Source organism: Spirosoma utsteinense, from assembly GCF_014282275.1.
In the GTDB taxonomy this organism is placed as follows: domain Bacteria; phylum Bacteroidota; class Bacteroidia; order Cytophagales; family Spirosomataceae; genus Spirosoma; species Spirosoma utsteinense.
Map to the genome: position 1 here is coordinate 1 of NZ_VFIA01000127.1, position 1,753 is coordinate 1,753.

General features: G+C 45.5%; 2 protein-coding genes and 1 pseudogene. 1 reads left to right on the forward strand and 2 read right to left on the reverse strand.

Features of this window, described 5'->3' with window-relative positions; genetic code table 11:
* A partial coding sequence (locus FH603_RS28015; protein ID WP_186742653.1) for a recombinase family protein occupies positions 1-405 on the forward strand: 405 nt, incomplete at its 5' end.
* Positions 406-464: 59 nt separating this feature from the next.
* On the opposite strand, the gene FH603_RS28020 is transcribed toward FH603_RS28015, so the two are convergent.
* Together FH603_RS28020 and FH603_RS29415 are read right to left on the reverse strand one after the other, a co-directional pair.
* Entirely contained in the window at positions 465-1,208 is a 744-nt protein-coding gene (locus FH603_RS28020) for a YceI family protein (protein ID WP_235985661.1), read from the reverse strand.
* A gap of 216 nt (positions 1,209-1,424) precedes the next feature.
* Positions 1,425-1,598: pseudogene (locus tag FH603_RS29415) on the reverse strand (two-component regulator propeller domain-containing protein); the annotation flags it as partial.
* Between the last annotated feature and the right edge of the window lie 155 nt (positions 1,599-1,753).

Genomic DNA, 1,753 nt, shown 5'->3' on the forward strand with positions numbered 1-1,753 from the left:
AAGGCCTTATCTTGGGGCTGGAAAGAGTCGGTAAGGGTCATCTTGGCGAGATTTAGAACACCTCAAAGATGTCTACTTATCGGCTCTTTACCCTTTTATGAGAAAGCCCTGGCCATTGATACGACCACGGCGCAGGGCCGCTTGGTATTTAATCTGTTTGCCTCGCTGGCCGAATTCGAGCGTGACCTGATTCGGGAGCGGACCAAAGCCGGTTTGGCCGCAGCTCGTGCCAGGGGACGAGTAGGCGGACGGCCAAAGGGGCTCACTGCTGAAGCCCAAGTGAAGGCACGGGCTGTTAAGTCGATGCATGCCCTCAAGACGCATACGATTCTAGAGATTGGCCAGTTATTTCATCTGAGTCGAGCAACGGTTTACCGGTATTTAGCTTGGAAGGAGGAAAAATAACTGTTGCTTCATATAATGGGCGTTTTGAGAAACAGCTATACACCTTATTGCTAACCCTGCTACCTATTTACTTTTTTCGCTACGATTTTCATCAGCAGTTTAACCTCGTCCAAAATGGCATTACCAGACTGATAAAAGTGCTTTTCTGAGCCATAATCGATACCCCAATCGGTTCGATCAATGATCAGCGTGCCATTCAACTCGACCGTGCCGTCCATGCCGTCTTTAAACTGCAGTTTGGCTGGAAAAGTAACGGCCTTCGTAATACTTTCAAGCGTTAGGTTCCCTGTAACTTTTATATTTCCATCAGTTGTAACTTTTATACTTCCATCAGTTGGAACTTTTGTACTTCCATCAGTTGGAACTTTTGTACTTCCATCATTCCCGGTTTCAACTTTCGTAATGGCGAAGGTTGAAACCGGGAATTTTTTGACATCAAAAAAGGCAGGTAATTTATTACGTGAAGGTTGATCTTCAAATTGTTCAATGGTAGTCATGTCGACTTCAACCGCACCGCCCACCAGATGACGATTGTCGATCAACAAGTCTCCTTTTAATAGATCGACGTCTCCTGTAGTGGAACCATCACCTAGAAACTTAGTACCTTCCCAGCCACCAAGGAGCCTAGAACCTTTCCAGATGACAACACTTTGCTTGGTATCTATGCTATATTTTTTCTGACCCTCTTTATTATAAAAGTCCGTGATGGTCTTTCCATCATACCGATACACGCCGGTCGCATCGCCAAACCAAATACTTCCATCGGTAGCTTCCAAAAGCCCCAGAAAAGCCTTTCCTGACATTATTTCGGTTACCGTGGGCTGATTACTATATAAGGACTTTGCATCATAACGGGAAAGTGCCTGGACCGTCCAATTAGCAGAATTTACCGGACCCGTAGTCCAGATGTTCCCTTTTTTATCTTCGATGATGGCATAAGCACCTCTATCCAATACCTTCGTAAAGCTACTGCCGTCATAGCGATAGAGACCACCGGGTCGACGGCCTCCTTTATTATTGAAACCGCCGAGCCAAATAGTGCCTTTTCTATCTTCCATTATGCCCCAAACGCCGAGAAAGGGTTCGCCTTGATAGGTTAACGTGGTAAATTTTTTCCCGGCATAAACGAAAGCGGCACCCCTTGTGCCCACCCACAATTTCCCGGTTTTATCTTCAACGATTGTAGTAATACTAAATCAAATTCAATAAGTCGTATCTTTGGTTATGGATTACGCTGCTAAAATCAGCCAGACCGTTGACGAACTGCAACAGCTTGAAAAACAGCAGACTAATGTCGCCAATCGCGATTACGTCCGCTTCATTCGTTTGCTCAAAGAGAAACAGGCTA

Excerpts from the sequence above, each read along its gene's own strand:
- FH603_RS28020 (WP_235985661.1), bottom strand. The coding sequence starts at position 1,208 with ATGTCAGGAAAGGCTTTTCTGGGGCTTTTGGAAGCTACCGATGGAAGT.